The sequence below is a fragment of the Streptomyces sp. NPDC020362 genome, from assembly GCF_040642095.1.
In the GTDB taxonomy this organism is placed as follows: domain Bacteria; phylum Actinomycetota; class Actinomycetes; order Streptomycetales; family Streptomycetaceae; genus Streptomyces.
On sequence record NZ_JBFAET010000321.1, the window covers coordinates 1 to 6,442 of the forward strand.

Consider the following 6,442-nt stretch of genomic DNA (forward strand, 5'->3'; position numbering starts at 1 on the left):
CCTGTTCCTCGTCGCCCAGGTCTCCCAGCGCTGGGGCACGCGGTACACCTCGTCCGGGAAGACGATCTGGGCCGAACTGGCCGTCCCCTAGGAGCTTCTGCTGCGGAAAACGGTCTGCAGCGCGAGCGACCGGCAAGTGGTGGCACCGGTGGGCCGGCCTGTGACGGGTCGTGAGCCCGTCTCCAAGGCTCACGACCCGCGCCCGATGGGCGATCAGCCCGTCGCCAGGGTCAGGCCCCACTTGTTCAGCGCCTCGTTCACCGGCTGGAACATGGTGTACTGGGAGCCGGCCTGGCCACAGTGCACGGCACCCCCGCCCGAGTGCAGGCCGACGGCCTTCCATGCCGAGCCCGTCCACGTCACGTATGCGCCGCCCGAGTCGCCTCCGTCGGAACAGGCATTGGTGTAGGACAGGCCATCGACGACGACGTTCCCGTAGTCGACGCTCTGGTCGACGCCGGTGATCGTGCCACAGCGCCAGCCGGTTGTCTGCCCGGACCGGCAGACGGTCTGGCCCACCATCCCCTCGGTGGAACCGGCGACGGCAGCCACTCCGTACTGGTAGGCAGAGACTTGGGAGGTGAGAGACCAGGCGCTCGACTCCACGGTCACGAGGCCGAAGTCGCCTTCGCGGGAGTCCACGCTCCGGCCGCCGCCCTCGTTGGACGTTCCGACCCAGCTGCCGTCCCAGCCGTACGCCCATTGGTTCATGTCGTTGGTGCAGTGTCCGGCCGTGAGAAAGCCCCTTTCACCCGACGGACCCGTCACCGCGAAACCGATCGAGCAGGGGCTCTCGCCGGAGGGCGACCACCTCTCGCCGCCCTTGATGGCTCCCCCTTGCTGCCGAGGGACGTCGTCCGTGCGCCTGATCTGCACGATGCCCGTGGGCAGCCCCTTCAGGGACGGTGCGCCGGCGCTCCGGCCCAACTCGACGACGACCTTGTTGCGCTGCACATCCACGCCCCACCTGTGCACCCCGGACCTGCCGCTGCCCATGCGGCTGCTCACGGTCCGGTAGGCATCCGCCAGTTCGGCGGCGCCGTACTTCACCCGCCTGGTCCGGGCTCCCAGTCGGCGCGCCCGCTTCTCGGCATCGGAGTCGGTGACGGCTACGACGAGACGGCCGTCGGTGTCGATCCACGAGCCGGCGATTCTGCCGCCGAGCGCGGAACGCAGGGTCTTCGCCGTGCGGACCGCGGCCGCCTCGTCCGCGAACCGGATGCGCGCTGCTTCGGCACTGATGCCGAGGTCCCGCTGCATGGCATGAAGCATGGGATCCGGAAGCGGCGGCGGTGCGGCTTGGGCACGTGCGGACAAGGCGCAGGCTGCGACCATGCACACGGTGGCGACGACCCCGTAGCGGGCGCTGTGCCAGAGGGTGGCTTTCACGACTCGGACCTTTCTGGTGAGAGTGAGTCCGGCGCAGGGCGGAGAACGCGCCGAACGAGGATGGTTCATGTCCTTGGTGACGTCACCGCGTTGCACTCCGTCCGGGCCCACCGACGTCGCGCCCGCACCCGGACGACACACATGCAGGGCGATGCCCGCCCCGGTACGGATCGCCGGCCACCCGGTGCGGTCGGGTCTCCGCCGATACCGACGGACAGGGGATGACCATGACCGCACCGGGTGGGTGTGTCCCGCCCACGCTGCGGCGAACACACGCGCCGCGTCCCGGGTGTCAGGGCCACGTGCCATGGGATGCCGCGCGGCCCCGGAAACGACAGCGCGTCCGGCTTTGCCATGAACTTAGGCTCAGGGAGTGGGAGTTACCTATCCGTGGCGGCACATCACGGGTACGTAGATAACTGTTGGGGCCGACGGTTGGAGCACTCTGCCCCTCACCGTCGTGCACTCTGCCGCTCAGCTGCCGTGCTCGCTGTCGTGCGCGCTGCTGTTCGCTGCCGTCCTGAGCGCGATCGGCCGGGCGTCGGCGGTTTCTTACGTGTAGGTGATGCAAGGAGTGCTTATTGCCGACAGGCACAGCGTCGGCCAGAGTGATCGCGCCCCTGATGCATCGGTCCACGCGGCTGCGTCGAAGGCTCCCGGTCCTTGCAGCTGCCCGCCCCGGTCCGTGACAGCGACGTGCTCCGCCGCACCTCGACCCACGCACCGATGGAGATCACCATGTTTGGCACCCCTGTCGACATCGGCATGCTCACCGGCGTCTGGCAGATCGACCCTGCCCACTCCGAGGTCAGCTTCACCGTGCGCCATCTCATGGCCCGGGTGCGAGGTGGCTTCACACGGTTCTCCGGGACCATCACCGTGGGGGACGAACCCGCACGCTCCAGCGTGCGGGCCGAGGTCGACACCACGTCGGTCGACACCCGCAACGCCGAGCGGGACGAGCAGGTGCGTGCCGCCGGCTTCCTCGACAGCGACAACCACCCGACGTCGTCCTTCGCATCGGCCCGAGTCAGCAGAAAGGACGGGCGGTACGTCGTCGAGGGGCAGCTGACGATCCGGGGTGCGACGCGTACGGTCCGCTTCGACCTGTTCCCGCTCGGCGTGGACACGGACGCGTCGGGCGGGACGCGCGCGGGATTCCGGGCCTACTCCCGGATCAGCCGCTCCCAGTTCGGGGTGACGGGCAATGTGCCACTGCCCGGAGGACGTGTGCTGATCGGCGACACCGTCACGCTGGAGGTGGAGATCGAGGCGCTCAAGCAGCGCTGACACAACGGCGGCGGGACGGGCGGGGACACACCTCAGCGCAGAAGACCCCCGGCGCCACCGGAGACGTGCTGTGCCGGCGAGCCGTCCCGGTCCTGGGACGGCGCGGACGCAGGCCCCGAAGGCGGCCGCTGACCGTCGTTCCCCTCACATCCGGTCAGCAGGAGCATGCCCACGCCGATGCCGGCCAGGAAACCCCCGAGCACGGCGGCGGCTCCGGAGCGGCGCGGCACGAGCGCACCCTTCTTCCTGCTGTGGCGCCCCGAGTTCCTGGTCTCCGCGGCCGGTGGCCCGTCCGGCGGCGCCTCCGTGGGGGCAGACTTGCGAATACGGCGCTGGACGAACGACGTCCACCTCGCCCCGCGACGGTGCTGTGGGAATCCGGCCGCGACGGCCCTGAGGGTGTCCGGAGGCTCGGCAGGGACATGCATCCGCCCCCGGTCCAGGAGCCCTGCCATGAAGGGTGGTTCGCCCAGCGGCACCGGGATGGCGGCCTTCGCCCGCAGGTAGTACTCGCCGGTCCACCAACCCAGCAACCGGACCGGCAGCTGTGCTTCGAGCTGGCTGTCGAGCCGGGTCACGTCCTTGTAGACGCTCACGCAGGCGGGACATGCCCGGAGATGGGCGGCGGCCTGCCCGTCCAAGGGAGCCTCGGGCCGCACGGACAGGTGCCTGACGGCATCCCAGCAGTCCCGACGCTCCAGTCGCTCCAGTCGCTCCAGATACAGGTCCGTACGGGCCTGCCGCAGCGCGCTTCTGGCCTGGTCGCACGCGGTCGGAACCTCGGGGTGGGCCAGCCCCGTGATGCGGGCCATGAGGGCAGGCGGGTCCCGGTCCACCAGGGAGTGCCACAGAAGGAGTTGGGTGGTCACCGGGAGACGCTCGAACGCGAGAGCCAGTTGTCCGTCATCGCTCCAGGGCCACCGGGACCCCGCTGCGATCCAGTCCCGGAAGTCCGGTGCCAGGGTTTCGGGTTCCCGGTGCCAGCTCGCGATGGCGGTCGTACGGACGTTCCCCAGCAAGTGGGGGCGCAGGCAGCCGGGGTGGCGGCGCTCGATGTGGGACTCACCGGCGAGCATCTGTTGCAGCAGGCCGGCAAAGACATGCGAGGTCACGTCCTGCGCGTGCAGCGGATCTGCCATGCACTGGGTGGCGTACGCCTGCACAGCGGCATAGTGCCGACGACAGAGCTGCCGGAAGGATTCAGTCTCTCCTTTGCGTATCGCGAGTATCAAACCGGCGTCGGACAGGGGCTGCTGCTGGGGTCGAAAGCCTAAGAGCAGTTGCATCACGGAGCCTTCGAGTTCACGGGAGCGAGTGGGGGACGGTCCGGGCTGTCCGTCACGCCTTCGGCGAAGTAGCGGAGCTGTGAGCTGTAGAAGCAGTCGTAGGTGAGCGCCACGGGGACGGACGTCGCGGCGGAGTCCTTCGCTCCCTGCGCCGTGGGGAGGCTCAGTTGCAGTCCTTCGGGCGTGTTGCCGTCGCCGAGTGCGGCGCGCACGGCGTAGCTGCCGTCCTTCGCGCCTGTGTCGGCGTCCTCGTACGGGGCGAACCGGAAGAGCTGTCCCTACACTGGAGACACCCCCCGTCGTTCAGGCCGAGCAGGCGAGCGACCGGCCGGGCCTCGTCCCCCTCCGCCTCGGTGTGCCACAGGACGGTCTGCCAGTGCTCGGGCAGGGAGCGGAACGCGCGCAGGACAAGGCTGCTGTCCTCCAGGAGACGCATGCGCGCATCGCAGCTCCTGGTGTCCGGGCTCCGGTGCAGCTCCTCGGCCGCGGCATCGGATGCCGGGGTGCTCGACAGTTCGGTGAGATCGGCGTCGGTGGGCGCAGGGTCCGGGGCACTGGTCACTGACGGGCTCCGGACTCCCTGACGCAGACACGGGCCACGACCGTGGTTCCCGCGTCGGACGGGTGGACCGTGAACCAGCTGGTGCAGGCCCTGACCAGGTCCAGTCCGCGTCCGAACTCGGCGTCCGCGTCCTCCGTCACACTGCGGTTGGCGTCGCGCACCAGCCACCGGCCGGAGTCGGTGACCTCGACGGTCACGGCGTCGCCGTCGAACACGATGAGTCCGGTGACGTCCGCACTGCCGCTGTGGAGCACGGCGTTGGTCACCAGTTCGCTGACGACGAGTGCCAGCGTCTCGCTCGCATCCTCCGGAACGGCCCAGCGCTGTGCCGTGCGGCGCGCGAAGCGACGTAACACCGGCACGGCGGGGGCCACCGCTCTGGTGACGCACAGCGCCCGGAAGCGCGGCGGTCCTGGCGGTCCTGGCGGTGCTGTCGGGTGCGGCCGCCGGCGGTCGGCTGTGAGGGAGGGAAAGCCGTCCGTGATGGCCATGCCGTTGTCTCCTGGGGTCGCTGGCGAGCTGTGCGAGGCATCGCTTTCGACCGTGCCGTCCTCGAAGTGCCGCGGCAAGCAGGGCATCCGACTTACGGATACGCAATGACTCTGAGTACGCACCATGTCACCCCGCCTCTGGTTCGATGAGACGCGGACGGTGCGTCATTGCGCTGCTGATATGAACCGGACGGAGTCGGGGCACTGTTCTGGCACATGTGCACGAACGCAGGGGGACGGGACCGTTATGCGTGAACGCGAGTGGGAAACTTCGGTGCACGAGCCACTGGCGTCGGCCGCGACGGATGCGACGGTGCTGGTGCTCGTCGACGGAACGGCCGGTACGGGCAAGACGCGCTTTGTGAGGTGGCTTCTCACACTTCCGGAACTCGGCGGGCTACCTCGCCTGAAGGTGACGTTCAGGCCTTCGGGCGCCGTTGTTCGCCAGGAGCATGTCCGTCCGCAAGGGGGCGCCTCAGCAGCGGCGAAGACGGGGCTCCGGGCCGTCCCACGGACACCCGGCCGACCGCCGTGGTGCGGCCGGGGCCGGCGCGGTCCCCCGTCTCCTCTCTGAGCGAGTTGGCCGCCTCGTGCGACACGGAAGGGCCGATGCTGCTGGTGGCGGAGGACGTGCACCGTGCGGGCGAGCAGGACGCGCGCGCTCTGCGGACAATCCTGGAGCATCCTCCGGCGGGACTGCGTGGTGTGCTGACCTACCGCCCCGAGGAGCTGGCGCGCCCCGGGCTGGTGCTGGGCGCCCCCGTGGGTTACCCGGCCGAGATGAGCCACGGGGCGACGGGCTCGCCCTCGGACTCCCCCTCGGGCTCCCCGTCGGACTCACCCCCATCGCCTGACTCGCCTCCCGCCTCGCCCTCGTCGTGGACGGGACCGGGAACGGGGCCGGAACCGGACAGGCAGCAACCGGCACGGACCTCAGTGCCTGCCTCCACAACGCCTGTCAGGTCGAGGTGAGCGCCGGGGACACGATCAAGCTCGACGGAGCGGCGGGCGTGGACGAGCTCGAGATCGGCAGCGTCTCCGACAACACGGTGACCTTCACGGGGTCGTCCGGCAACGGCGCGCAGCAGTCCAGCGACAGCCAGACCGCCCCTGGCCGGTCACAGATCAACGACCTCGTGGTCGACGTCGTCGGCGTCGACGGCGACCGGGCTGTCATCCGTCTTTCCTGATGCGGCTCGCTGCGGGAGACACCAACCGTGGAGCACGGAGAGCCACCCCTGTTCCTGGCGATCGGGGGAAGCTTCCTGAGACTCGATCCCACCAGGACGTACACCACGGGTCGTGATCCGCAGTCGGACGTGGTGGTGGGACGGGCCCCAGCAGGACATGGGGCAACCGCCCCTACAAAGGGGGGCGCCGGGGGGGGGGGGGGGGGGGACGGGGGGGCGGGGCCCGGGGGGCGG

The 6,442-nt window shown here is 70.0% G+C and carries 6 protein-coding genes; 2 read left to right on the forward strand and 4 right to left on the reverse strand.

Going from position 1 to position 6,442, the window contains the following annotated elements; all coding sequences use genetic code 11:
• Nucleotides 1-213: 213 nt before the first annotated feature.
• Nucleotides 214-1,260, reverse strand: a complete 1,047-nt coding sequence (locus tag AB0H32_RS45770) for a S1 family peptidase (protein WP_361134855.1) — start codon at nucleotides 1,258-1,260, stop codon at nucleotides 214-216.
• A gap of 867 nt (nucleotides 1,261-2,127) precedes the next feature.
• Here AB0H32_RS45770 and AB0H32_RS45775 point away from each other — a divergent pair.
• Nucleotides 2,128-2,679: a YceI family protein gene (locus AB0H32_RS45775; RefSeq protein ID WP_361134858.1), complete on the forward strand. Its 552-nt coding sequence runs from the start codon at nucleotides 2,128-2,130 to the stop codon at nucleotides 2,677-2,679.
• Between the two features lie 32 nt (nucleotides 2,680-2,711).
• On the opposite strand, the gene AB0H32_RS45780 is transcribed toward AB0H32_RS45775, so the two are convergent.
• The 3 genes from AB0H32_RS45780 to AB0H32_RS45790 all read right to left on the reverse strand — a co-directional run bounded on the left by AB0H32_RS45780 (nucleotide 2,712) and on the right by AB0H32_RS45790 (nucleotide 5,018).
• A complete protein-coding gene (locus AB0H32_RS45780) occupies nucleotides 2,712-3,818 on the reverse strand; it encodes a hypothetical protein (protein WP_361134861.1) in 1,107 nt (368 codons plus the stop codon).
• Nucleotides 3,819-3,964: 146 nt separating this feature from the next.
• The gene (locus AB0H32_RS45785) at nucleotides 3,965-4,177 is read right to left on the reverse strand and encodes a hypothetical protein (RefSeq protein WP_361134864.1); all 213 of its coding nucleotides are present in this window, start codon (nucleotides 4,175-4,177) and stop codon (nucleotides 3,965-3,967) included.
• A gap of 346 nt (nucleotides 4,178-4,523) precedes the next feature.
• A complete protein-coding gene (locus tag AB0H32_RS45790; RefSeq protein ID WP_361134867.1) occupies nucleotides 4,524-5,018 on the reverse strand; it encodes an ATP-binding protein in 495 nt (164 codons plus the stop codon).
• Nucleotides 5,019-6,028: 1,010 nt separating this feature from the next.
• Here AB0H32_RS45790 and AB0H32_RS45795 point away from each other — a divergent pair.
• Nucleotides 6,029-6,208, forward strand: coding sequence for a hypothetical protein (locus AB0H32_RS45795; RefSeq protein WP_361134870.1), 180 nt, complete (start codon nucleotides 6,029-6,031; stop codon nucleotides 6,206-6,208).
• Nucleotides 6,209-6,442: the final 234 nt, after the last annotated feature.

Bases quoted from the DNA above. Each gene is read 5' to 3' on its own strand.
- AB0H32_RS45770 (WP_361134855.1), bottom strand. From the start codon at position 1,260: ATGCAGCGGGACCTCGGCATCAGTGCCGAAGCAGCGCGCATCCGGTTC.
- AB0H32_RS45775 (WP_361134858.1), top strand. From the start codon at position 2,128: ATGTTTGGCACCCCTGTCGACATCGGCATGCTCACCGGCGTCTGGCAG.
- AB0H32_RS45780 (WP_361134861.1), bottom strand. From the start codon at position 3,818: ATGGCAGATCCGCTGCACGCGCAGGACGTGACCTCGCATGTCTTTGCC.
- AB0H32_RS45790 (WP_361134867.1), bottom strand. From the start codon at position 5,018: ATGGCCATCACGGACGGCTTTCCCTCCCTCACAGCCGACCGCCGGCGG.